Below are 25,086 nucleotides of genomic sequence, written 5' to 3' on the forward strand. Positions count from 1 at the left end.
AAAGTCCCGTCGTAAAAGAAAACCGACTTTATATCATTTTCTCTTCAGTCAGGCAACGGTTTTTCGGGCTTTCCGAAAGAATCGTGAAGACAAAAGGAAGAGAGAAAGTAGTCATATAAGACCTATTATGGCGACAATAAATGTATAATAAAAATATTTTTATCTTTCTCTTATCAATTTGCCGTTATAATAATCACGTTCAACAAAAGGCGACCAGAGAGGATAAGGAATGTTTGCCGTTCCTGCAGGAATAGGGCTTTCGTATTTATTGCTGCTTCTATATTTTCTGTCTCTGTCGTTCAATCAGACCAAACCTGTGGGTTTCGATCGGTCATCCGACAGAGAAAAAGAACAACAGAAAACCCCCTAAACTCATCCGACGGCTTTTGACAGGGCCTGTTCGATATCGTCGATAATATCCTCAACGTTTTCAATCCCGATTGAAAGGCGGATAAAGTCCGGCGTAACCCCTGTTGCCAACTGTTCCTGCGGAGACAGCTGCTGATGGGTGGTGGAGGCCGGATGGATGGCCAGGGACTTGGCATCCCCGATATTGGCCAAATGAGAAATTAGTTCCAGTGAATTAATAAACTTTTTCCCTGCTTCTAATCCTCCCTTGATGCCGAATCCTACGATGGCCCCTGCACCTTTGGGCAGATATTTTTTGGTGCGCTCTGCTTCCGGGCTGGAAGGAAGTCCCGGATAGCGAACCCAAGAGACGGCGGGGTGATTCTGAAGGTATTGAGCAACAGTTAATGCATTTTCCGAATGTCGCGGCATTCGCAGGTGCAGGGTTTCAAGTCCCTGAAGATGCAGGAAAGCATTAAAGGGGGACATAGCGGGTCCCATATCTCGGAGCAGGGTAACGCGGGCCTTGATAATGTAGGCAATGTTCCCGAGGGGCTTGAGGGCTTCCACGAAATTGAGGTTATGATAACTGGGGTCAGGATCCGCAATCAGCGGAAAGCGGCCGTTTGTCCAGTCAAATTTTCCCGAATCGACTATCAGTCCTCCCAGGGATGTTCCATGTCCGCCGATGAACTTAGTGGCAGAATACACGACAATGTCGACTCCGTAATCAATCGGGCGAAGCAGATAGGGGGAGACGGTATTGTCCAGAACGAATGGGATACCGTGCTGATGCGCCACCGCAGCGATTCCTTCCAAGTCCGCTACATCGAGCTTCGGATTTCCAATGCTTTCGGCATAGACAGCTTTGGTTTTGGGAGTGATGGCTTTCCGCAGAGCGTTCAAGTCATTGGAGGGGACAAATCGAACCTGAATGCCCATTCTGGGAAAGGTATAGTGAAAAAGATTGTATGTGCCGCCGTAAAGATTGTCGGCGGAGACAATCTCATCGCCCGCCTGAGCAATGTTTAATAAAGCCAGGGTAATGGCAGCCTGACCGCTGGCGACAGCCAGGGCTCCGATGCCTCCGTCCAAAACGGCCATACGTTTTTCCAGAACGTCTGTAGTCGGGTTCATCAGACGTGTGTATATGTTTCCAAACTCTTTCAGGGCGAAAAGATTGGCCGCATGGTCGGTATCGCGGAATTGATAGGAAGTGGTTTGATAGATTGGAACAGCCCTGGCTCCGGTTGCAGGATCAGGAATCTGCCCGCCGTGAACGGCTAAGGTTTCGAGTTTGAAAGTCCGCTCTTTTTTCTGCATTTCATCCTCTTCAGGTTTAAATATAGTACATGGGCTGGCTCTGCCCTTTTTTCCCCTGATGCTGGCGGGCCAGTTGTTCTAAAGTGATTGATTCAAGTACTTCAGAAAGGGTCTGTTCGACTTTTCGCCAGACACTTTGGCTTGAACAATTATGCTGTCGGGGACAGGAATTGGGCATCTGCGTGCAGTCAATAATGGATAATCCTCCCTCTAAAATACTCACAATTTCGCGAACTGTGATTTGGGAAGGGGGGCGGCTTAACACGTACCCGCCGTGGACACCGCGAAAGCCGTCAACCAGTCCTGCGGAGCGCAATGTGATTAAAATTTGGCTCAAGTATTTTTCAGAAATACCTTCCGCATTTGCAATATCCTTCATATAAACAGGCCCTTTTCCGTAATGGCAGGCCAGCTCAATGAGGAAACGGGTTCCATAACGAGTTTTTGTTGAAATTCGCATTTTCCGGTATATATCGATTGACTTTATATACTACTATTCCTACTAATCATATAAAAATATCGCCCATTTATGTTTTGTCAAGAGCAAAATATCACATTTTTATTGAAACGCAGGGGTTAATTTGATAAAAAACCTCCGATTCGATTTATAGAAACACTTTTAGGAGACGATTATGATTGGCTGCCACATCGGCCGGTTTTTTCAGGTTACTGTAGCCGGCGGTTCCTATCAGGAAGGTCTAACGGCGATCGTGCAGGGGTTGCCGCCGGGGATGGTGTTTACAGAACAGGAAATCTATGGGGATTTGCTGCTTCGAAAGCCGGGTGCTGACGAACTGTCCAGCCCCAGAAAAGAGCCGGATTTGCCAGTCATTTATACAGGGGTGAATGCGGCGGATACAATCGAAAATGCGGGCAACCGCAATCATACCAACGGGACGCCCCTGACAATTTTAATCCCTAATTTGGACCGTCATTTCATTCATATAAAACAATATCAGGATACCAATCGGACTCCGCGTCCCGGGCATGCATCGTATGCATCTTTTATGAAATATGGGCCGGATGATGATGCGATTGGGGCCGGGATTTTCAGCGGACGCTATACTTCGACGATTGTGGCGGCCGGTTATACAGCCAAGCAGGTCCTCAAACGATTTGGAATCCGTGTTTTTTCATTTATCAAAGAAGCGGCAGGGGTGTCCTGTCCCCAGATGGATTCTGATGCTGTGTTTGACTATACCGAACGCTACAAGAGGATGCGCCACGATACGGACCCGTTTTATCAGGAGATATATGTCAAGAAACGAATCACTCCTGAAATGCGTTTTTTGGAAAAGATGAGGATTTTTGCTCAGATTGAGCAGGAAATCGATCAAATACGGGCTAAGGCACCGCATCTGTCGCCGGCTGAAATAGCAGAGCGGTATGGGGTTCATCCTGTTGTTAATTGTCCGGATATCAAGGCGGCGGAAGCGATGCTGGAGGCCTGCAATAAAATTACCCGGACCGGCGATTCGTCGGGAGGAGTAGTGGAGGTGCGGGTAACGGGCGTGCCGGTGGGGCTCGGGGAGCCGGTTTTTTACAAGCTGGATGCAGAGCTGGGACGCATGCTCGGCATTGGCGCCGTCAAGGGTGTGGAGGTTGGAGCCGGATTTGCCGTCAAAAATATGACCGGTTCTCAAAGCAATGACCCGATGCGCAGCGTAAATGGGAAGGTTGTTTTTGACTCCAATAACGCCGGCGGGATTACCGGCGGACTTTCTACGGGGCAGGATATTGTAGTGCGGCTGGCCGTCAAGCCGACCCCCACGATTGATAAGCAGCAGCATACAATCGATAAATATACGCTTGAAAATAAGACTTTGGCAGCCATTACCCGCAGAGACCCGACCATTGTGGGGCGGATATGGCCGGTAGCGGAAAACTATACGGCGATGGTGATTCTGGACCATCTGATGGCCCATCTGGGATATCAGCAGGTCAAAGAACGGGCTTATTCCTAATCTCTTTCCGGGTGAAGGGCATAAAAAAAGGGCACGCAGCCAGCGTGCCCTTTTTGGTTTCCCAAGACTCTAGTTAGAACGGCTTCAAGGAAGCAACAGCGTCTTGTTCGGCCTCCTCACGAAGCACAATGGTCGGCTTGACAAGAATCAGAAGAATCGACTTATCCTTGACTGTACTTCGATTGGAGAAGAGCCGTCCGAGAATCGGCAATTTGCTCAGAGCGGGAACGCCCGCTTCAATTTCATACTCGCCCGTCATGGTCAGACCGCCCAGCAGGACCGTTCCGCGGTCCGGTACGGAGACGCGGGTTTCAATGGAAGAGGTCTGAATCGTCGGCAAACTGTAGTCTTCCGTAACGATTTCGCCGCCGCCTTCCGGTGTAGGCATCAGACCCACGGCCGTGTCTGTCTCCAAATTGGTGAGCATGTCCATGTAAGTAATGATACGCAGGAGGACATATTTTTTGTCTTCAGTAATCGTGGGCATAATATTAAGCCGGACGCCGGTGTCGAAGTCTTCAATGTCGTGTTCAAAGTAAGCCACGGTTCGGTCGGTCCCGGCCAACGTTGTCAGCGTTTCTGTTGTAAAGCTGGCATCGGTTTTGATTCTGCGCTCCGTAATCACTTCGATATTGGCCGATTCGCCGTTCATGACCATGGCCTTCGGCGCCGAAAGAGACTTCGTATTCCGATGCATCTGAGTAGCGCGAATCAGGAACTCCACCTGCAGGTTATCAAGAGTATCCCCCCAGCTGAATTCCATGTCCAGGGAAGAACGCAGCGGGGTTCCTGTTGTTGTTGCATCTCCCAAGCTGGATGGGATAAAGGTTGATTTCGGTCTGGCCAGATTGATGGAATCCTGGTTGATGTTTTCGATAATTCCGGTACCGCCGCCGAACTGGCCGCCGATTTTCCATTTGGCAATGTCCATATCAAAGCCGATTTCTTCGAGGAAGTTTTCATCCACAAGGAGGAAACGGGCCTCGATAGCGACCTGGTCTCCAATCCCTTCTTTGAGCTTTTTGAGGAAATCTTCGACTTCTTTGTGTACATCGGCGGTTTGATAGACAATCAGTTTTCGAGCGTTGTACTGCCAGACGCGTCCCTCGCCGCCTTCCAGATACCAGCTGAGGGGACGGACTGTTTGCTGGAGCAGATAAATAATTTCGATGGCTCGGATTTCGCCTCGCCAGTTTCCGCTCATACCAGTCATCATCATCCCGCCCATCATGCCTCCTCCCATTCCGCCCATACCGCCTCCCATCATGCCTCCTCCCATCATCCCTCCTCCCATCATGCCCCCTCCCATCATCCCTCCTCCCATCATACCGCCTCCCATCCCTCCCATACCCCCGCCCATACCGCCTCTCATGCCGCCGCTTCGGCTGCTCCCGCCGCCGCCTGTCCCACCGCCGCCTGTACCGCCGTCGCCGGCTCCGCCCCAGCCGCCGCTGTTGTATTCATCGAAGTTGGCAGGCGGGCTGAGCAGTTCGGAGATGTCATAGATTTTGTGGAAGTAGCGGTTCGTGACGTTTGTATCGAGGTATTCGAGAGTCGCGATAATAATCACGCCTTCCTTAATCATATAGCCGATTTCAGAGATAGCGCTGGCGTTAACAGCGTTAATAACCAGCTCCAGAGCCATCTTGAGCGTAATTCCCTGCATGCTGGCTCCCGGGATGTTCAGGGGATTCTCCCGCTGAACGAAGGCCGTATCAACCAGATTCGCCCAGATGGGAGTAATGCGCAGGGCCGGGTCCACAGCATTTCGCAAAATCTCAATCGCTTCCTCAAAGGTGGTTTCCTCTGTGATGGAGCTGGACAAATCCACGATGGTTTCGAGCTGTTTTTCTACAGCTGTGGTTTTGGGGTCAAGGTCTTCTTTTTCTGCAGCTTCCCGCCGGGCGGCAATTTCCTTCCAGTTTTTCGGATAGGTGATTTCGTTGTAGTAGGGGATGGAGCGTCGGTCTGCTTCCAGAAGCAGCCGCAGTTCCTCTTTTTGCGATTCTTCCTGAATGGCCCGCTGCTCTCTCCATCGGACGGTGTCTTCGAGAGTCTTCTTCAGGATTAAGGCGTTTTGATTGAGCGGGTCCACGGCCAGCAGCTGTTCCAGCTGTCCGAGGGCTTCTTCATACCGCTGCTCATCCAGAAATGCATACGCCCTCTGCATAAAATCGGCAATGGCTTTGGCCCGCCGCTGTTCCATTTCTGTTCGGTTTTGTTCAGCTAATTGACGGGCCTGCTGTTCCTGCTGCTGCTGCTGCGCGGCGGTAAAAGCATCCTGATTACGATTGACTTCTTCTTCCTTTTGAGCCAGCTGGAGCTGGAAACTTTTGTATAATTCATCGCCGAGCAGAAGTTTGTTGGTTTCAATAGCGGCAAAAGCTCTTCGAAGAGACTGACGGGCCTGGGTAAAGTCTTTTTGAGCTAACGATTGGTCGGCCTTGGCTAAGGCATCCTGAACAATCGCAGTAACGTATCCGATTTGGACGGATTGCTTTCGCAGAACTTCATTCAGATAGGAATCTGTTGTTGCCGAGGGTGCTGTCTGGGTCGGTTCGATCGGTGCGGGTGGAATTGCAGCCGGCTCGGTTTTCGGTGCTTCATTGGGTTCGGGCAGGGGTGCCGCAGGAGCTTCGGCGGGAGCCGGGGAAACCGCGGCTTTTTCTTCCGCCGACGGTTCGGCCGGAGCCGGTTTTTCCGGGACCATCTGCATGATTTCGACTTCAATCTGTTCTTCCGGTTTTAGGGCGGGCTCCGCTGGTGCTGCCGGCTGTGCAGGGGGCGGGGTTTGCTGGAGCTGGTCAATCATTTTCAGGTAGTCCATCGGCGAAATGGAACCGGTGACCTCAATGCCGGACTGAGCCGCCTGCATAAAACCGGCCTTGGCTTTTTCATAATTCTTTTGCTTGTAATCCTCAACAGCCTGGTCATAAACGGCCTGGATTCGAGCCCGTTCAGCAGAGAGATTGGCTTGTATGTTTTGAAGAATCCCCTGGATAGTGGAGCGTTCTTTTTCAGACAGATACGGGCTGGCCAGCACCCCGTTCAGAAGGGTTATGGCCTGCTGATGCTGTCCGGAGGCGGACAACTCTTCGGCCTGTTTGATTATGTCCGGGATTCTGCGGCGGGCTTCGAGGGCTTCGGCCGTCTGTTTGGAGAGGGCTTCAACCGTTGCAATCTGGGAATCTGTCAGATAAGGAGCATAATTGTCACGAATTTCTTTGAGGAGCGTCTCGGCGGATTGATACAGGCCGCGTTTGATTTGCTCCTGCGCGACGCGGATGTATTCTTCCGCCCGTTTTTGTTTGGATTGTTTTTCTGTGAGTGTTTCGGCGAAGACGGACTGCAGGGCAAAACCGGTCAAGATCATCGTCAAGGCAAGCATGCAGAACCAAGGCAGATACCCTTTTTTGAACTTGTCAGTTGTTGACACCGTTACCTCCAGCATTTCATATAATTATGACGTTTTCAAAACCATCCGACGAACCATTATAGGCACTCCCCTCGGATTGACAGGTCAGTGTAAAGCCAACCAATAGTTCTTGCAAGGGAAAAAACCCAAAACTTTGTGAACTGATTCTTGTTTTTCCTGTCAGGGGTCTTTATGATTCCGCCGGTTGTGGGAACCCCAAAAAACACTGTGCGGAAAGAGAGAGATTGAAAAGAGAAGGACCGTATTTGCTGGCGATTGATTGTTCGGGCCGTATCGGTTCGACGGCCGTCGGGAGAGGGGAGATTCTGTTGGCAGAGAAGGTCTTTTCCGGGAAGATGAGACACAGCAGCGAACTGTTTGAATCGATGGAAACGGTTCTGAAAGAATCCGGCTGTTCATTGAAAGACATAGATGTGTTTTGTTTTACCATCGGGCCGGGAAGTTTTACGGGTCTTCGAATCGCCGTTACGGCGGCAAAAATGCTCAGTTTTGCTCGGAAAATCCCCCTTGTTTCTGTCAACACTCTCGATACAATAGCGCATAACACGACTGAGTATGTCGGGAAATTGAACAGCTCTTTAAAGTATCTGGCTGTAGTTCTCGATGCCAAACACAATTCTTTTTTTTCAGCTGTTTATAAATGGGATGTCAATAAGTGGATAAAACATATCGGAGATATGCTGATATCGTCTCAACAACTTGTTTGTCAACTTCAGATGTTGGGTAATTCCGCTGTAGTAGGCGAAGGACTTTTTTACCACAGAGATTTGTTTGATTCTGCCGGCATTGAGATTTTTCCTGAGGACTATTGGTCGGCACGTGCCGGCGGGATACTTCGAATTGCGTATCAGAAATATCTTTCCGGCGAGTTTGAAGAACCTCTCAAATTAGTCCCTTATTATATACGCCCGCCGGAAATCACGGAAAAGACCAGAAAATAATTTTCTTTTATCCGGAATTCCTTTATAACCTGTCAAGTTGACCGTTCTTTAGCTTTTTATCCGGCTTAAATTGGCAGAACAGGACCAAATTCTGAGATTTTGTTCCAAAGAGAGAGATTTTATAACTTTAATGGAAGCAATTCTTTAGGGAAAAAAGGACCTTCTTGACTGTTTGGCAATATTCGCTTTGGTATTTGGTTTGCATAAAAGGTTTTGCCAAATAAGTACGGAGACAGAGTAGAAGAAGAAACACAGGAGAGAGAAGTGCTATGGCAGCGAAACAATTAGCGTTTGAAACAGATGCCCGCAGTGCCTTGCTGGCCGGCGTGGAAAAACTTGCTGCCGCGGTCAAGTCCACTCTTGGACCCCGCGGTCGAAATGCCGTCATTGACAAGGGCTGGGGCGGCCCGACTGTAACGAAAGACGGTGTGACAGTAGCTGAAGAGATTGAACTGCTGGACAAAACAGAGAATATGGGGGCAAAGCTGGTGAGGGAGGCCGCCAGCAAGACCTCGAAAGTGGCCGGGGACGGTACGACAACGGCGACGGTCCTGGCCGAAGCGATTTTTAAAGAGGCCTATAAGAATCTGGCCGCCGGAGCCGATGCAATGGCTCTGAATCGGGGAATCCAGAAGGCCGTGGCGGCGGCGGTGGAAAAACTGAAATCACTCGCCAAGCCCATCGATATTTCCAAGAAAGATGACATCATCAACATTGCCGCCATCAGTGCCAACAATGATTTCGAAATCGGTAAAAAGATGGCCGAGGCCTTTATGCGGGTGGGCAAGGACGGTGTCATTACGGTGGAAGAAGGGCGCGGCCTGGAGACCACCGTCGAGTATGTGGAAGGAATGCAGTTTGACCGCGGTTATCTTTCTCCGCACTTTGTCACGGACCCGGACCATATGGTCTGCGAGCTGGAGAAGCCCTATATTCTTGTCTATGAGGAGAAAATCAGCAACGTAGCCAAACTGGTTCCGCTGCTGGAGGAAATCGCCCGGGTCAAGCGTCCGCTTCTGATTATCGCCGAGGATGTGGAAGGCGAGGCGCTGGCGACGCTGGTGGTCAACAAGCTGCGGGGGATTCTGCAGGTGGCGGCGGTCAAGGCCCCCGGCTACGGCGACAGAAGAAAAGCGATGCTGGAGGATATTGCGATTCTCACCGGTGCCGAGCCCATTTTCAAGGATTTGGGCATTGAGCTGGATCGGGTTCGTCTGTCTCAGTTGGGCCAGGCCCGCAAGGTGACCGTTGACAGCGAGAATACAACAATTATTGAAGGGGCCGGCTCAGAGAAGGCCATCCAGGGCCGCATTGCTCAAATCAAGAGTGAAATTGAGACCACCACAAGTGATTACGACCGGGAAAAACTGCAGGAGCGGCTGGCCAAGCTGACCGGCGGCGTAGCGCAAATCAATGTGGGAGCCGCCAGTGAAGCGGAGATGAAGGAAAAGAAAGCCCGCATTGAAGATGCGCTGCATGCGACCCGAGCGGCGATTGAGGAAGGCATTGTGCCCGGCGGCGGGGTGGCGCTGGTGCGCTGCATCGAGGAAGTGGCCAAGCTGGACCTGAAGGGTGATGAAAAAACCGGTGCGGAAATTGTTATGAATGCCCTGAAGATGCCCTGCTACTGGATTGCAGAAAATGCCGGTGCCGTCGGGGCGCTGGTGGTCAGCAAGGTGGCCAAGGGCAAGGGCGGCTTCGGGTATAACGCAGACAAGGATACCTATGAAGACCTGCTGGATGCCGGCGTGATTGACCCGGTAAAAGTGACGCGCATTGCTCTGCAGAATGCGGCTTCCGTGGCGGGTCTGCTGCTGACAACGGACTGCGTCGTGACGGAAAAGCCCAAGGACAACAAGAAGGGCAATAAACGCGACCGGTTCGGCGGCGGTCCGGACATGGAAGACATGGATGATATGGATATGATGTAATGGAAGCAATCAATACGGAAACTTTGAAAGAAGATAACAGGAGAGGAACCCTATGAAACTCAAACCACTGGATGATCGAGTTGTCGTAAAGCCTCAGGAAGCGGAAGAAAAGACTCCGGGCGGCATTGTCCTGCCGGATACGGCCAAGGAAAAACCCCTGATGGGCAAGGTGATTGCCGTCGGGGAAGGCAAACGGCTGGAAAACGGGACCCGGGCCAAGATGTCCGTGAGCAAAAATGATATTGTGCTCTTCGGCAAATACAGCGGCAGTGATGTGGAAATCGACGGCGTGGAGTATAAGATTCTTCGCGAAAGCGAAATCTTAGGCGTTGTCGAACAGTAAGGAAAAAGGACAGGATTCCAGCAAACGCCTGCAAAGGCGGGAGGTTTAGGAACATATGGCAAAACAGATGATGTTTCAGGAACAGGCGCGAGCCCAGCTGAAAGAGGGGTTGTCCCGTCTGGCTGCAGCGGTAAAGGTCACGATGGGACCGACCGGCAAGAATGTGCTGCTGCAGAAAAGCTACGGCTCGCCGAAGATTACCAAAGACGGCGTATCGGTCAGCAAGGAAATCGAGCTGCCCGAGCCGTTCCAGAATGTCGGGGCCAAGATGGTCAATCAGGTAGCCAGCAAGACCAGCGATGTAGTCGGAGACGGTACGACGACCGCAACGGTTCTGGCGGAGGCCATTTATACAGAAGGGCTGAAGTATGTGACGTCTGGTGTGAATCCGGTGGCGATTCAGCGGGGTATTACCAAAGCCGCTGAGGCTGCAATTGAGTATATCAAGTCCGCCAGCAAGCCGGTCAAGGGGCATGAGGACATTGCCCGGGTCGGCACCATCAGCGCCAACAACAATCCGGAGGTCGGCGAGATTCTAGCGCAGGCGATGGACAAGGTCGGCAAAGAAGGCGTTATTGAGGTCGAAGAAGGCAAAGGAATGGAGACCGAACTGACGGTCGTCGAGGGAATGCAGTTCGATAAGGGATACATCTCTCCGTATTTTATGACCAATCCTGATACCCTCGAATGTGTGCTCGAAGACGCCTATATTCTCCTGCATGAAAAGAAAATCAGCAACCTGCGGGAGCTGATTCCGCTGCTGGAGAAGATTGCTCATGTATCCGCACCTCTGCTGATTGTAGCGGAGGATGTGGAAGGCGAGGCGCTGGCGGCGCTGGTGATTAACCGGCTGCAGGGCGTGCTGAAGGTCTGTGCTGTCAAGGCGCCGGGCTTCGGCGACCGCCGCAAGGCTATGCTGCAGGACATCGGCGTTCTGACCGGCGGCCAGGTGATTACGGAGGACCTGGGCATCAAGCTGGAAAAGATTGAATTGTCTCAACTGGGCCGAGCCAAACGGGTGGTAGTGGGGAAGGAAACCACGACCATCATTGAGGGGGCCGGCAAGAAGAAGGACATTCAGGCCCGCTGCGACCAGATTCGTCATCAGATTGAGAAAACCACCAGCGATTATGACCGCGAGAAGCTGCAGGAGCGTCTGGCAAAACTGACCGGCGGCGTGGCGGTGATTAAAGCCGGTGCTCCGACCGAAACAGAGATGAAGGAACGCAAAGACCTGCTGGAGGATGCGCTGCATGCCGTCAAGGCGGCGGCCGAGGAAGGCATTGTTCCCGGCGGCGGGGTGGTCTTCCTGCGGGCAATTGCGGAAGTGGAAAAGGCCCGGGCCAAGGCCAAGGGCGATGAAAAGATCGGATATGATATTGTGATTGAGGCCCTGAAGGCCCCGACTCGCCAGATTGTGGACAACGGCGGCGGAGACGGCCAGGTCGTCGTAGCTGAACTGCTCGAGAAGGGCGAGACAATCGGCTATGATGCCCTGACGGGCCAGTATGTCGATATGTTCAAGGCCGGCATCATCGACCCGGCAAAAGTGGCCAGGACGGCCCTGCAGAACGCCGCTTCGGTGGCCGGTCTGATGCTTACCACCAATGTGGTGATTACGGAACTGAAAGAAGACAAAAAGGAGAATGCCGTGCCGGGTGCGGTGTTCTAATCGAGCAGCAACCTCAGTGCCGCGTCCGGATTGCCGGCTGACCGGTGAATGATTCGGACGCGGCATTGTTTTCTGATTGAGGCGACGATGGCCAAACGCGACTACTATGAAGTGCTGGGTGTGGAGCGCAATGCCACGCCCGATGAGATTAAACGCGCCTATCGAAAAATGGCCATCAAGTACCATCCGGACAAAAACCCCGGCAACAAAGAGGCCGAGGCCAAATTCAAAGAGTGTGCCGAGGCCTACGAAGTGCTCAGCGACCCGGAAAAACGGAAACGCTATGACCAGTACGGTCATGACGGACTCCGGGGAGTCGGCGTCCATGACTACAGCCGGATGAACGTCGAAGATATCGGAGATATGTTCGGCGACATCTTCGGGGATATCTTCGGAGATTTTTTCGGTCGCCGAAGCCGAACCGGGGCAGCGAGGGGGCCGGTTCGAGGGTATGACCTGGAAACGACGGTGGAGCTGACCCTCGAAGAGGTAGCCCGGGGAACGGAAAAGACGATTGAGTTTACGCGTCAGGATACCTGCAGCGACTGCCGCGGCAGCGGGGTTGCTCAGGGAAAATCCCCGAGCCGCTGTCCGACCTGCGGAGGCAGCGGACAGGTTCAGCGGGCCGGTCTGGGCGGATTTTTCCAGATGGTTTCGACCTGTCCGCAGTGCCGCGGAAGCGGACAAATTATCACAGACCCGTGCCGAACCTGTCGGGGGACCGGTACAACGCCCCGGCAGCGCACCCTGACGGTCAAGATTCCGCCGGGGGTCCATGAGGGGCAGGGCATTCGGGTCAGCGGCGAAGGCGAGCCCGGCCGTTTCGGCGGACCGCACGGGGATTTGTACTGCTATGTGCGAATCAAAGCGCATCCGTTCCTGATGCGGAATGGTTCGGATTTGATGGTGACAGTGCCGCTGAGTTTCACCCAGCTGACGCTCGGAACGACGATTGACGTGCCGACTCTGGATGGAACGCGTCAGCTGAAGATTCCTCCGGGGACTCAGCACGGCAGCATTTTTCGGGTGCGCGGACAGGGATTGCCGGACTTGCGGACCGGCGCGAAAGGAGATTTGCTGGTTCAGACGGCTGTAGAGATTCCCCGTCGAGTTACACCCGAACAGGAACGTCTTCTGCGGCAGTATGCAGAGATTGAGTCCAAGCAGACAGATTCAGAAAGCCGCAGTTTTTTTGAACGGATACGCAGACATTTCGGCGTATAAGGAAAGTCCCTATGACGCAGAAACCGGATAAACAGGAAAAAGAAAAGGAAAAAACGGACTCTGTGCCGCAGGAATTGGCGGAGCTGCAGGAGAAGTGCAGGGCTCTCGAAGAGGAGAAGCAGAAGCTTTTTGAGCAGCTCCAGCGGCTTAGTGCGGATTATGCCAATTATCAAAAACGCACAGCTCGGCAGATTGCGGATGCCGTGGCCTACGAGAAAAGAACGCTTTTGCGGTCGTGGCTGTCTTCGCTGGACAATCTGGAGCATGCTCTGGCTTCGGTGTCGAATCAGACCGGTCCGGAGGTTCTGCCGAAACTGATTGAAGGGGTTCAGATGGTGTATGACCATATGCTGGCTACCCTGAACGGCCTGGGGGTTCGTAAAATGGAGCCGGTGGGCCAGCCCTTTACGCCCGGGCCGCACGAGGCACTAATGACCTGTACACGACCCGAGCAGGGAGATAATGTTGTGCTTGAGGTGCATCAATCGGGCTACCTCCTGGGCGATGAGGTGCTTCGTCCGGCCAAGGTGATTGTCAATAAGCTTCCTCCAAGCCCGCCGACAGAATCTATGGCGGAATCCGCATCTGACGGGTTGGAAGATACGGAACAGTCCAAAGAACATTCTGAGGAGTCTTGATTATGCCGACGTATGAATATCTTTGTGATTCCTGCGGACAGACGATGGAGATTTTTCAGTCCATCACGGAATCTCCCCGGAAGAAATGCCCTCACTGCGGAAAGTCGAAACTGAAACGGCTGCTGGGGACCGGAGCCGGTGTGCTTTTTAAAGGCAGCGGTTTTTATCAGACGGATTACCGCTCGGAAAGTTATAAAAAGGCCTCCGAAAAAGACTCCCCGAAGCCGAAAAGTGAAAAATCGGCCGGTTCAGCTTCCCCAGAAACGAAGTCTGCCGCTAAAACGACAGCCGCTTCCGGTGAATGAATCGGCCTACGGAATCTGAACGAGAGCGGAGACGGGGTAGTGGTCGGAGGGATAGCGGCCTGAAAAGTCCCGACGGTTTATCGCAGCGGCCAGTACCCGAACCCTTGTATCGACGAGTATATGATCGATTTTTGAGCCGAGGATGGAGCCGTGGAATTTGTGATACGTTCCTTCGTCTAATCGGTGGGGGTAGAGGGCTGCCCATGTGTCCAGCATTCTGTTTTTTCCGGCATTTTGAAGAATCTGCATCGCCGGGTTGTCAATTTCCATATTGAAGTCCCCCATCACAAGGAAAGGGTCCTTGTGTTTCCGGAAGGCAATCAGATCGTTCAAGATTTCAATGCTTCGTGCGCGGGCCCGCTGAGACAGATTGTCCAGGTGAACGTTATAGACGTAAAAAGAGCGGGCGGTTTCCAGGTCGGCCAGGCGTACCCAGCTGCAAATCCGGGGAAAGAGTGTGCCGGCAAATTTGGAGCCGGGCTCCCAGGGGGAATTGGAGAACCAGATTGTGCCGGAATCAATTCTGTAAAAACGATTTTTCTTATAAAGAATGGCGCAAGTTTCTCCCTTGTCTGGCTCATCGCTGCGTCCGACGGCGTAAGCTTCGTACTGGGGCAGCCCCTGGAGGATTTCACCCAGTTGATAGGGCAGGGCTTCCTGGAGACCGATGACATCGTATTGTTCCGCCGCCAGGAGAGAAATGACCATGGCTCGCCGCCGGGACCAATCCCGGCTGCCGGACGCGTAACGGCCGACTCGGATGTTGAACGTGGCGGCATGGAGTATGTCTCGGTCAACGCCGGCAGCGGACATCTGCAGGGGGCGGGAAGATGAAGGAGTCCGGGCAGGGGATTGTTGGATGATGAGGGTTCCTGTGAGCAGGAGGGAAAAAACGGTTCGGCTCAGATGCATATAGCATTCCCACTTTAATCGGTTCAGACCTTTTATTTCTCTCCCCGCGAAATGTTTCGCCCGTTTGGGTCTAAAAACTTGAAAGATTTCTTGGAAATTCTTTTGGGAGAGGAAAAAAGGGAAAGATAAGGAATCGTCTTTGTCGACTTTTTACGAAGCGGGAACCGCAGGCAAAGTTACAATAAATTCAGCTCCCCTTCCGTCTTCTGATATGACTCGGATGGTCCCGTCCAGTTTGTCGAGAATCCGACGGACGATGGCCAATCCTAAACCGATTCCTTTGACAGGACCGTCCGGATTGAGCCGGTGGAAGATTTCGAAGATTTTTTCATGGTGTTCCGGTGCGATGCCGATGCCGTTGTCGATGACTCGATATTCACAGACGCCGTTTCTTTCCTGCCCGGTCACGTGAATTTTGCCGGGGCGGGAAGGATCCAGGAATTTGACGGCATTGTCCAGCAGGTTGGTAAAGACCTGATTGACCTGATAAAGGTCGCTGTGACAGGGCGGAAGATTGTCAACGGTAATTTCACAGCCGGCCTTTTGGATTTGGTATTGCAACCCCTCAATAATGGATCTCATCAGTCCGTTCATATGGACTGTTTGGAGAGTCAGTTCCATTGAACCGATGCGGGACAGTTTGAGCAGACCGTCAATCAGGGTCTGCATTTTTTCTGCTCCGGAATCGATAAAGTACAAGGATTGTTCGACATCCTTCAGGAGCGGCGCTATCCGCTCATATTGTCCGCATTCTTTCAGGACTTTTTTGACCTGTTCGCAGGTGGTTTTCAGTTCGCCGGCAAAGCCGCGGATATTGACCAGCGGAGATTGGAGATCATGGGAAGAAATATAGACCAGACTTTGCAGTTCCCGGTTTTTGGCTTCCAACCGCTGAAGCATCTTCTCTCGTTCCTGTTCGGCCTGGACTTGGTTTGTAATGTCCCGGCCGATGCCGACAATGGCCAACGCTTTGCCTTTTTCGTTGAGCAGAGTGCGGTAGGACCATGATAAAACACGCAGTCCGTATTTTGTTTGAGCCGAATGGCGAAATCGGCAGGTGTAAGGGGGCAGATAGAGAATATCCATTTCCTGGCGGATTCGTGTTCGGTCCTCCGGCAGAACCTCTTCCAGGAAGGGCCGGCCGAGGAGGTCTTTTTCGTATTTGCCGAACAGCCGGCAGTACGAGGGGCTGACAAACAGAAAATTGCCTTTGGCGTCCAGTTTGGTGATGAGGTCGCTCTGATTGTCCACCAGAAGTCGATATTTGGCTTCGCTGGCGACAATTTGTTCCCACTGGCGGTGCTGAATCATTGTGTAAACCAAAACCGCAAACAGAATCGGCTGGAGGATATCGGACAAGTCGCCGTAGCGGTCTAAATACGGGGCCACGCCGGACCATTCGAGAAGATTGCTGATATGTCCGAGCAAGCTCAGAAGCAGAAAAAAAACCGCCGGTAAAAACAGGTCGGTTGGAATCAGTTTCTGGAGTTTCCAGACCAGCAGAATCCCCAAAGACAGGGTAATAAAGAAAATAGAAACGGTGTTAAGTCCGACAATCGGATTCATCTGCCGGTCTCCTTCTTTGCGCCGAGCCGCAGGCACCACCAGAAAAAGACCGCACAAGATAGAATCGCGCTGATATGCTCAAGAGAGTTCAGAGCACTTTCCCAGAAAAAACCTTCCAAAACCGTGCAGATTTTTGAGGCCAGATAAAAACCAAAGCTAATTAACAGGAATTGGTAGGAGGGAAGATTCATAATGATTTTTCGCGTGGCCCACAGAAAAAAACTGACACCGAGCGTAATCAGGAGTGCGATCAGTTCGCTTTCCTCAAACATATCGACCTTTCCAGAAACCCGTTCTCGACAATTTTATGCCCTTTGTATTCTGAAAAAGCCAGGGAGGCATCCTATTTCTCCTATTTTGTATGGGAGCATACTGGAATGCAAGAGTTTTTTCTTTAATTTTTTCAGGTCGGCTTTATAGTAAAAAGTATGTCTGTTTCGTCGCCAAGATTGTTTATTGTGGATGGTCATGCCCATATTTACGCCGCTTATTATGCGCCGATGCGGCCTCTGACCAGCCCTTCCGGTGAACCGACCAAAGCGGTCTTTGTATTTACAACGGCTCTTTTATCGTTGATAGAACGGGAAAAGCCGGACTATCTTGTGGTGGCGATGGATTCCAAGACTCCCAGTTTTCGGGTGAAACTTTATCCGGAATATAAGGCCCATCGTCCTCCGATGCCCGAAGACATGCCCTCCCAGATTCAGCGGATTGAGCAGATTCTGGAAGCAATGCAAATCCCGGTCGTTCGCGTGGAGGGATATGAGGCCGATGATGTCATCGGCACGCTGGCGGCGAAAGCATCACAAGCCGGTGTGGAGGCCTATATCTGTTCCAAAGATAAAGATATGCTTCAGCTGCTGGATGAGCGAATCTGTACGTATGACATCAAGACCGGTCAGCGTTATGACCTCAAACAGATGCTCAAGGAGCTGGGCCTGACGCCGCAGCAGTTTATCGATGTGCTGGCACTGCAGGGGGATACGGCGGACAATATCCCCGGGGTGCCGGATGTGGGGCCCAAGACGGCCCTTCAATGGATTCAGCAGTACGGCTCGCTGGAAAATCTGTACGCTCACGCCGACGAAATCGGGGGCAAACGGGGTGAGAATCTGCGGAAATTTAAGGAACAGGTTTTCCTGAGCCGTCAATTGGTCATCATTCATCGGCAGGTTCCGATTGAGTTTGACCAAAAGGCGTTTGCCAGGAAAGAGGGCGATCGGGAAAAATTGGCTCAGGTCTTTTCGGAACTGGGGTTTACGCGGCTGCTTTCTCAAATGGATTTAAAGCCGGTTCCTGCGCAGACAAAACCGAAGATAGCGGACTCGCTGTTTCCAGAGGAAACAGGGGGACAATCGGCCTTGAAACAGCAGGGGCGGGACTACATTCTTGTGGATACAGCAGAGGAATTGGAACGGTTTGTACAGCGTTTGATGCAGCAGGAGCGGTTTTCATTCGATACGGAAACTACGTCTCTGGATGCGATGCGGGCCCAGCTGGTTGGAATCAGTTTCTCCTGGTGTGCCGGACAGGGGTGGTACCTGCCGGTTCGGGCTCCGGCTGGACAGAAGCGTCTGCCGCTGGAGGAGGTTCGCCGTCGGCTCGGGCCGATTCTGGCGGACAGGAGCCGGTACAAAATCGGCCAGAATATGAAATACGATATGATTGTGCTGGAAAACAGCGGGATGCCGGTTGGACTGCAGGAAGGACGCTGTTTTGACACAATGGTGGCTTCGTATGTCTTGGCGGCGGATCGTTCCAGCCATTCTCTGGATATGATGGCGCGGGATTATCTGGGGCTTCAGACCACGCCGATTTCTTCGCTGATCGGCAAAGGCAAGAAGCAGATTTCCTTTGAGCAGGTAGATACCCAGGCGGCCTGTGCTTATTCGGCGGAGGATGCGGATGTGACCTGGCAGCTGTATGAGTATTTGTCCGCCCGTCTGAAGGCCCAGCCTGCCCTGCAGAGGCTCTTTGAGACGATCGAAATGCCGCTGGTGGAAGTGCTGATGCGGATGGAGATGAACGGGGTTTGTCTGGATACGGAAAAACTGAGCCGGCTGTCGGAGTCGATGGCCCGCATGCAGCAGGAGCTGACGGAACGGATTTATGAGCTGGCCGGCGGACCGTTTAACATTGATTCCACCAAGCAGCTGGGCGAGGTGCTTTTTGACCGTCTGGGACTGCAGAGCATCAGGGCCGGCAAAACCCTGCGAAGTACCGACGCCGATGTCCTTGAGCAGCTGGCCGACGAGCACGAAATTATTCCGCTGATTCTTCAGTACCGCCAAGTGGAGAAACTCCGCAATACCTACACGGAAAAACTGGGTCAGCTGGTCAATCCGAGGACCGGACGAGTGCATGCCTCGTTCAATCAGACGGTCACGGCCACCGGACGGCTCAGCTCGTCGGACCCGAACCTTCAGAATATTCCGGTGCGGACGGAGCTGGGCAGGCAGATTCGGGCGGCGTTTGTTCCGGAAAAGAAGACGGACTGTATTCTCAGCGCGGATTATTCGCAGATTGAACTGCGGCTTTTGGCTCATTTTTCTCAGGATGCCGCCCTGCGGGAGGCCTTTGCTCAGGATTTGGATATTCATCGATTTGTGGCCTCTGAGATTTACGGGGTGCCGATGGAGCAGGTGACCGGTGAGATGCGCACGAAGGCCAAGGCGGTCAATTTCGGGATTATTTACGGACAGGGACCGTTCGGACTGGCCCGCACAACGGGAATCCCGCAGGCGGAGGCCAAACGGTTTATTGAAGAATATTTCCGCCGATACGGGTCTATCCGTTCGTTTATGGACCGGGTGATTGAGCAGGCTAGGCGGAACGGGTATGCGGAAACCATTCTGCATCGCCGCCGCAAGATTACGGGGCTGGACAGCCGCAACCCGAATGTTCGTTCACAGGCCCAGCGGCTGGCGGTTAATACGGTGATTCAGGGGTCGGCGGCGGATTTGATTAAGGCGGCGATGATTCGAATTCATCGGCGCATTGAACAGGAAAAACTGCCGATTAAAATGATTCTGCAGATTCATGATGAACTGGTTTTCGAACTGCCGAAGAGCCGCTCTCAGGAAGATGCCTGCTGGATTGCAGCGGAAATGACCACAGCGGTGCCGCTGGAGGTGCCGCTGAAGGTGGATGTTTCCATCGGAGACAGCTGGCTGACGGATGATAAATAAAAAATCCGAAAAAAAAGAGATTCTTAAGACATTAATAGATAGGAAAGACAAGCTGTCTGAGGAGAACAAATGACACACGAACAATGGCAGCTGCTTGTGGATGTGCTTGCCGGCAAAGAAAAGACACCGCTTGCAACCGGTTTTATCATTGACAGCCCCTGGCTGCCCGGGTGGTTCGGCGTTTCAACGCTGGATTATTTTACCAGTGATGCGGTTTGGCTGGAGGCCAACCGTCGGGCGATGGAGACATTTCCGGAGACAATGTTCCTGCCGGGTTTCTGGGCGGAATACGGGATGTGCACAGAGCCCAGCGCCTTCGGTGCAAAATGTACGTTTCACCGCAATAAGCTGCCGTTTGCGGACAAAATTATTCACCAGACAAAGGAGATTGACCGTCTGAAAGTGCCCAAACCGGAAAAAGACGGCCTGAATCCGTTTGTGCTCAATCGGCTGGCCCTGAACCGCAAAGAGATTGAAAAACTCGGGCATCAGATTCGGTTTGCCGTTTCACGCGGGCCGCTGAACATCGCTTCGTTTCTGATGGGGACGACGGAGTTTTTGACGGCCCTGGCTCTGGAGCCGGAGCCGGTTCATCGTCTGCTGCGAATCATCACAGATTACATCATCCGTTGGCTGGGGGTTCAGAAAAAATATTTCGATACCATCGACGGCGTGCTGATTCTGGATGACATCGTGGGATTTCTGGGCAAGGCGGATTTTGAGACGTTTGCGCAGCCGTATCTGAAGGAGATTTACGGCTGCCTGAATGTGACAGTGCGGTTTTTCCATAACGACGCCGACGGGCGGGTTTGTGCCCCGTATCTGGCGGAGCTGGGGGTGAATCTGTTTAACTTCAGTTTTCAGCATTCGCTGGCTGAAATGAAGGACTGGACCGGCGGACAGGTGACCCTGCTGGGCAATATCCCGCCGCGGGATGTATTGGCTCAGGGCCGTCCGGAGCAGGTTCGCCGATGTGTGCACGAAACGCTGAAAATGCTTTCGGACCGCCGGCGGGTGATTCTGTCCTGCGGCGGAGGGGTGCCCGATGGGGTGTCAACGGAAAATCTGCGTGCATTTCTCGATGCCTGTAAGGAAGCGGTCCTATGAAACCCTCAGGCAAAGTCTGGGCGGCGGTCTGTCTGATTTGTCTGCTGGGTGCCTGCCGCAACGGCCAGAAAGAACAGGAAACGGCTATGAAATCTCCGGCAAACGTGGTCCAGGATGAGGAGGCAATCACTCTTTTGTATCAGAATAAGCCGGTAGTGCGCTACTATAAAGCGCTTTGTCCGGTTCCGGAGGGAGTGAATCCGATTTTTCGCCGAAGCGGCTTCATTCATCCGCTCTGGTCGCCGTCCGGCAAGGTGCTGACCCGCATTCAGCCGCCGGACCATTATCATCATTACGGAATCTGGAATCCATGGACGATGACGCATCTCGAGGGGCGGGAAGTGGATTTCTGGAATCTGGCCAAGGGACAGGGCACGGTTCGGTTTGCGGGTCTGGAGTCTGTGCTGTGTGATTCGTCCGGCGGGCGTTTCCAGGTGCGTCAGGAACATGTGGATTTTACGGCGGTTCCGCAGGGGCGGGTGGCGATTGAGGAAATTTGGGGAATCGGCGTCTTTGCCTCGCAGGCGGAAGGGCGCACTGTCTGGGTTGTCGATTTTGACAGCCGTTTCTGGAATGCGCTGAACAGTCCGATTGTCCTGGACGCCTACCGCTACGGCGGGGGGATTGGATTTCGGGCGACGGAGGAATGGACCAAAGACAATTGTACAGTGCTGACCTCGGAAGGGCGGACGCGAAAGGATGCCGATGGGCAGCGGGCCCGCTGGTGTGATGTCAATGGTTCGTTTTCTGACGGGACGCGGGCGGGGATTGTCTTTCTGAGCCATCCGGAAAATCGGGAGCATCCGGAGCCGATGCGGGTCTGGCCGACGGATGCCAACGGCGGACGGGGCGATTTGTTTGTGGAGTTCTGCCCGATTCGCCTGAACAGCTGGACGTTGGAGTCCGGACGAAAATATCGTCTGCGTTATCGGCTGATTGTTTATGACGGCACTCTTAAGCCGGAAACAGCGGAGCAGTTTTGGCAGCAATATGCAAATGGAACAGAAACCCAGAGCAGTCACTAATCAATAAGGAGATAATGCGTATGAAACGAAGAGATTTTCTGAAAGGGGCAGCGGCAGCAGCGGTTGGTGCGGCGGGATTTCCGATGGTGCTTCCATCGGTTGTTTTCGGACGGACGAAACCCAATGACCGGATTCAAATCGGGCAGATTGGATTCGGGCGAATCGCCCGCGGACACGACCTTCCGGAAACCATTCAGCATGATTTTTGCCGCGTGGTGGCTGTGGCGGATGTGGACAGCAAACGGCTGGCTGACGGCAAACGCTGGATAGAGAATTATTACGCCAAAAAGACAGGCCAGGAAAAGTATCTGGACGTCAAGACGTACGGCGATTATAAGCAGCTGCTGGCGGACCCGAGCATTGATGCGGTGATTATTTCTACGCCGGACCACTGGCACGCCCAGATTGCAATGGAAGCGGCCCTGGCTGGCAAAGACATCTATCTGCAGAAACCCGCCTCGATGACGATTGTCGAAGGCCGTCAGATGAGTGATGTGGTGCATCGGACCGGTCGAATTCTGCAAATCGGAAGCCAGCAGCGTTCCCGGAAGCCCTGGCCGCATTTTAAGCGGGCCTGCGAGCTGGTCCGAAACGGCTTTATCGGAGAGATTCAGCGGATTCAAATCGGCCTGCCGACCGACCCGGCCGGACAGGAAGAGCCGGAAATGCCGATTCCCCCCAATCTGAATTACGATATGTGGCTCGGCTCAACGCCCTATGTGTATTATACGGAAAAGCGGGTTCATCCGCAGGACAGTTATGACCGTCCCGGATGGCTTCGCTGCGACGCCTACTGCTGCGGGATGATTACCGGCTGGGGCTCGCATCACGTTGACGCGGCTCACTGGGGGATGGGCACGGAATACACCGGCCCCATTGAGGTGGAAGGAAAGGCGGAGTATCCGAAATCCGGTCTGTGGGATGTACACGGTGAATTTGATGTCTATGCCAAATATACCAACGGCGTCTCGATGCATATCAGCAGCCGCTATCCGAACGGGGTTCGTTTTGAGGGCACGGAAGGGTGGATTTTCGTGACGCGCGGCGCCGAACGAGTAACCGCCAGTGACCCGACGGCGCCGGATGAGGGCCCCGCTCCTTTGCAGGCATCTGACCCGAAGATTCTTCAGGCGGAAATCCCCGCCAACGGGATTCATCTCTATGAAAGCCCGGAACAGCATCTGGACTGGCTGCAGTGCATCCAGAGCCGCCGGCAGCCGGTGGCTCCGGTGGAAGTAGGACACCGCTCCGGCAGCGCTTGTCTGGTTGCTTATATTGCGATGAAGCTGGGACGCAAACTCACGTGGGACCCCGTTCGGGAGGTTTTCGTCGGGGATGAGCAGGCCAATGCGATGCGTTCGCGGCCTCAGCGGAAGCCCTACGGCACCAATTATGTTCTGTAATAAGGGTAAGAGCGATGAGCAGACAAGGTTGGCTGGCTTTGTCGGCTGGAGCGATTTTGGCGGGGCTGACGGCCGGGTGTCTGATGAAACAGGCGGTTTCTGAAAAACAGATGGAACCCTCCGTGCGGCTGCTGGTGCTGGACCCCGGGCATTTTCACGCCGCTCTGGTTCAGAAGACGATGTATGAGCAAATCAGCCCGGAGGTTTCTGTCTATGCGCCGGATGGTCCGGAACTGGATGACTATCTGGCTTCGATAGAGGCGTTCAATACCCGGCCGGAGAATCCCACCGCCTGGCTTCAGCGTGTCTATAAGGGGCCGGATTATCTGGAGCGGATGCTCTCGGAAAAGAAGGGCAATGTCGTTGTGATTTCCGGGAAGAACTCCCTGAAAACCGACTACATTTATCAATCGGTCCGGGCGGGTCTGAATGTTCTGGCCGACAAGCCGATGGTGATTGCGCCGGAGAAGTTTCCGCTTCTGGTTGAGTCATTTCGAACCGCCGAGAAAAACGGCGTGCTTTTGTACGATATTATGACGGAGCGGTTTGAAATTACGACGATTCTTCAGAAGGAACTGGCGTCGATTCCGGCAGTCTTCGGGCATCTGCAGCGGGGATCTCTTGAAGAGCCGGCGGTGGTCAAGGAAAGCGTTCATCACTTTTCCAAATATGTGGCGGGCCGCCCGCTGCGAAGACCGGCGTGGTTCTTTGACTCTGCTCAGCGCGGGGAGGATTTGGCGGATGTTTCGACGCATCTGGTTGATTTGATTCAGTGGGAGTGTTTCCCGGAAGAGCCGATGGATTACCGGCGGGATATTCAGATGCTTCGGGCCCGACGATGGACGACATCGATGACCGTTGAACAATTTCGAGAGGTGACCGGGCTGGAGGACTGGCCGGAGTATCTGAAGCCCTATGTCAAAGACAATGTGCTCTATGTGAAAGCCAACGGGCAGATGGATTACGCCCTGCGGGGGATTCATGCTCGGGTTTGTGTTCGGTGGGAGTATCGGGCGCCGGAAGGGGCGGGGGACATGCATTATTCCATTCTGCAGGGCAGCCGATGCAATTTGGTGATTCGTCAGGGGCCGCAGGAAACGTATAAACCGACGCTGTATGTGGAGTCGGTCGAGGGAAAGCTTTCGCCGAAGCATTTGGAGACGGCGGTGCTTCGAACCCTTCAGAAAAAGTATCCGGGAATCGGGCTGGAGCGAGTTGATGAGCGCAGATGGAAGATTTTGATTCCTGATTCGTATTATGTTGGGCATGAGGCACATTTTGCGCAGGTGATGCAGAACTTTCTGCGTTATCTGAGAGAGGGGCGTCTACCGGACTGGGAGGTGCCGAATATGCTGGCCAAGTATTATACAACGATGGAGGCCGTCAAAGCCGCTGACCGGCAGGAAAATTAGCCCCCTAAGCCGGCAGGTGTCTTCGGGATAGCCCCGGGCGATAAGCCCGTCTGGCAGAGGGCCCGGCGAGGGTATTAGCCCCGGGCGCTAGCCCGGGGAAAGGGGAGGGGCGATTCCGTCAAACCAAAGAGGACTGGATTCCCGCCTGCGCGGGAATGACAGCGGGAGGTGATGGATTTCTGCCTTCCTTCTTCGCTGAAGCTTCGAAGGACAAGCCGCGGGCTCAAATTATCGGACGAACATCCAATATTTCCTGTCTTTACATTTTCTTAAAATATTTTTCTGCCCAGTTTGCCGCGCCGGTTTTTATTTCTTAGGTTTTCTATGGAAGCGTTCAAGGTTCTTTGA

The 25,086-nt window shown here is 53.2% G+C and carries 19 protein-coding genes; 13 read left to right on the plus strand and 6 right to left on the minus strand.

Translation table 11 applies throughout. From position 1 onward, the window contains the following. Positions 1-372: 372 nt before the first annotated feature. Both PKY88_02380 and PKY88_02385 read right to left on the minus strand, forming a co-directional pair. Positions 373-1,671 carry a homocysteine synthase gene (locus PKY88_02380; protein ID HOQ04046.1) on the minus strand — a complete coding sequence of 433 codons (1,299 nt, stop codon included), beginning with the start codon at positions 1,669-1,671 and terminating at the stop codon, positions 373-375. A gap of 16 nt (positions 1,672-1,687) precedes the next feature. Beyond that, the gene (locus tag PKY88_02385; GenBank protein ID HOQ04047.1) at positions 1,688-2,131 is read right to left on the minus strand and encodes an Rrf2 family transcriptional regulator; all 444 of its coding nucleotides are present in this window, start codon (positions 2,129-2,131) and stop codon (positions 1,688-1,690) included. Positions 2,132-2,303: 172 nt separating this feature from the next. On the opposite strand from PKY88_02385, the gene PKY88_02390 reads away from it, so the two are divergent. After that, positions 2,304-3,635, plus strand: a complete 1,332-nt coding sequence (locus PKY88_02390; protein ID HOQ04048.1) for a chorismate synthase — start codon at positions 2,304-2,306, stop codon at positions 3,633-3,635. Between the two features lie 73 nt (positions 3,636-3,708). Here PKY88_02390 and PKY88_02395 read toward each other — a convergent pair whose 3' ends face one another. Then, positions 3,709-7,071: a type II and III secretion system protein gene (locus PKY88_02395; protein ID HOQ04049.1), complete on the minus strand. Its 3,363-nt coding sequence runs from the start codon at positions 7,069-7,071 to the stop codon at positions 3,709-3,711. A gap of 224 nt (positions 7,072-7,295) precedes the next feature. Between PKY88_02395 and tsaB the strand changes: the two genes are divergently transcribed. The 7 genes from tsaB (at position 7,296) to PKY88_02430 (ending at position 14,125) form a co-directional block, all read left to right on the plus strand. Continuing rightward, positions 7,296-8,012 (plus strand): tRNA (adenosine(37)-N6)-threonylcarbamoyltransferase complex dimerization subunit type 1 TsaB, encoded by a 717-nt coding sequence (gene tsaB, locus PKY88_02400; GenBank protein ID HOQ04050.1) that lies wholly within the window; start codon positions 7,296-7,298, stop codon positions 8,010-8,012. A gap of 269 nt (positions 8,013-8,281) precedes the next feature. Next, complete coding sequence (gene groL, locus PKY88_02405; protein HOQ04051.1) at positions 8,282-9,943, plus strand: chaperonin GroEL; 1,662 nt, start codon at positions 8,282-8,284, stop codon at positions 9,941-9,943. 52 nt (positions 9,944-9,995) lie between these two features. After that, the gene (gene groES, locus PKY88_02410) at positions 9,996-10,286 is read left to right on the plus strand and encodes a co-chaperone GroES (GenBank protein ID HOQ04052.1); all 291 of its coding nucleotides are present in this window, start codon (positions 9,996-9,998) and stop codon (positions 10,284-10,286) included. Positions 10,287-10,341: 55 nt separating this feature from the next. Beyond that, positions 10,342-11,958, plus strand: coding sequence for a chaperonin GroEL (gene groL / locus PKY88_02415; GenBank protein HOQ04053.1), 1,617 nt, complete (start codon positions 10,342-10,344; stop codon positions 11,956-11,958). Positions 11,959-12,006: 48 nt separating this feature from the next. Next, positions 12,007-13,182 (plus strand): molecular chaperone DnaJ, encoded by a 1,176-nt coding sequence (dnaJ, locus tag PKY88_02420; protein HOQ04054.1) that lies wholly within the window; start codon positions 12,007-12,009, stop codon positions 13,180-13,182. Positions 13,183-13,193: 11 nt separating this feature from the next. Then, a complete protein-coding gene (locus tag PKY88_02425; protein ID HOQ04055.1) occupies positions 13,194-13,820 on the plus strand; it encodes a nucleotide exchange factor GrpE in 627 nt (208 codons plus the stop codon). Positions 13,821-13,822: 2 nt separating this feature from the next. After that, the gene (locus PKY88_02430; protein HOQ04056.1) at positions 13,823-14,125 is read left to right on the plus strand and encodes a zinc ribbon domain-containing protein; all 303 of its coding nucleotides are present in this window, start codon (positions 13,823-13,825) and stop codon (positions 14,123-14,125) included. 6 nt (positions 14,126-14,131) lie between these two features. Here PKY88_02430 and PKY88_02435 read toward each other — a convergent pair whose 3' ends face one another. The 3 genes from PKY88_02435 to PKY88_02445 form a co-directional block, all read right to left on the minus strand. Continuing rightward, a complete protein-coding gene (locus PKY88_02435) occupies positions 14,132-15,037 on the minus strand; it encodes an endonuclease/exonuclease/phosphatase family protein (GenBank protein ID HOQ04057.1) in 906 nt (301 codons plus the stop codon). 150 nt (positions 15,038-15,187) lie between these two features. Then, entirely contained in the window at positions 15,188-16,603 is a 1,416-nt protein-coding gene (locus PKY88_02440; protein ID HOQ04058.1) for a PAS domain-containing sensor histidine kinase, read from the minus strand. Continuing rightward, positions 16,600-16,875, minus strand: a complete 276-nt coding sequence (locus PKY88_02445; protein ID HOQ04059.1) for a hypothetical protein — start codon at positions 16,873-16,875, stop codon at positions 16,600-16,602. The genes PKY88_02440 and PKY88_02445 overlap by 4 nt, the downstream gene beginning before the upstream one ends. Positions 16,876-17,061: 186 nt before the next feature. On the opposite strand from PKY88_02445, the gene polA reads away from it, so the two are divergent. The 5 genes from polA to PKY88_02470 all read left to right on the plus strand — a co-directional run bounded on the left by polA (position 17,062) and on the right by PKY88_02470 (position 24,738). Next, the gene (gene polA, locus PKY88_02450; protein HOQ04060.1) at positions 17,062-19,791 is read left to right on the plus strand and encodes a DNA polymerase I; all 2,730 of its coding nucleotides are present in this window, start codon (positions 17,062-17,064) and stop codon (positions 19,789-19,791) included. Between the two features lie 69 nt (positions 19,792-19,860). Next, a complete protein-coding gene (locus PKY88_02455) occupies positions 19,861-20,898 on the plus strand; it encodes a uroporphyrinogen decarboxylase family protein (protein HOQ04061.1) in 1,038 nt (345 codons plus the stop codon). Then, positions 20,895-21,923, plus strand: coding sequence for a PmoA family protein (locus PKY88_02460; protein ID HOQ04062.1), 1,029 nt, complete (start codon positions 20,895-20,897; stop codon positions 21,921-21,923). The genes PKY88_02455 and PKY88_02460 overlap by 4 nt, the downstream gene beginning before the upstream one ends. A gap of 20 nt (positions 21,924-21,943) precedes the next feature. Further along, positions 21,944-23,326, plus strand: coding sequence for a Gfo/Idh/MocA family oxidoreductase (locus tag PKY88_02465; GenBank protein ID HOQ04063.1), 1,383 nt, complete (start codon positions 21,944-21,946; stop codon positions 23,324-23,326). Positions 23,327-23,340: 14 nt separating this feature from the next. Beyond that, positions 23,341-24,738 (plus strand): putative oxidoreductase C-terminal domain-containing protein, encoded by a 1,398-nt coding sequence (locus PKY88_02470; protein HOQ04064.1) that lies wholly within the window; start codon positions 23,341-23,343, stop codon positions 24,736-24,738. The last annotated feature ends 348 nt before the right edge of the window (positions 24,739-25,086 follow it).

The sequence above is a fragment of the Anaerohalosphaeraceae bacterium genome, assembly GCA_035378985.1.
Lineage (GTDB): Bacteria > Planctomycetota > Phycisphaerae > Sedimentisphaerales > Anaerohalosphaeraceae > JAHDQI01.